The organism is Undibacterium hunanense (assembly GCF_014284335.1).
Lineage (GTDB): Bacteria > Pseudomonadota > Gammaproteobacteria > Burkholderiales > Burkholderiaceae_D > Undibacterium > Undibacterium hunanense.
Window position 1 is genome coordinate 1 of the sequence record NZ_JACOGF010000049.1, and the last position, 498, is coordinate 498.

Consider the following 498-nt stretch of genomic DNA (forward strand, 5'->3'; position numbering starts at 1 on the left):
TTACCTGGTTACCAACTACAGTCAAAGGACAATTCTTTTACTGGTACATGATGAAAGACATCTACAGCCGCAAGCTGGTGGTCAATGAAGTGCATGAGAAAGAATCCTCGGAACATGCCAGCCATCTTCTGTGGCGTGGATGTTTGCGGGAACAGATAGCAGGTAAGCCACTGGTACTACGCTCAGACAATGGCACTGCCATGAGAGGAGCCAACATGCTCTCAGCGATGTATGACCTGGGAGTGGTACCTTCCTTCAGCCGCCCCAGAGTGAGCAATGACAATGCCTATGCAGAAGCATTATTCAAAACGGCCAAGTATTGTCCGCAATGGCCTGAACGACCATTTGACACTCTGGAAGAAGCACGTCTGTGGGTCACGCAATTTGTTGAATGGTATAACGAAGAGCATTGCCATAGTGCTTTGAAATACCTGACACCAGGACAAAGGCATCGTGGTGAGTCCAGTACTTTACTGATACAACGTGCAAGCGTGTATC

The 498-nt window shown here is 48.2% G+C and carries 1 protein-coding gene; it reads left to right on the forward strand.

What is annotated here, in order from left to right; all coding sequences use genetic code 11:
• Positions 1 to 50: 50 nt before the first annotated feature.
• A partial coding sequence (locus H8L32_RS27260) for an integrase core domain-containing protein (RefSeq protein WP_222619526.1) occupies positions 51 to 498 on the forward strand: 448 nt, incomplete at its 3' end.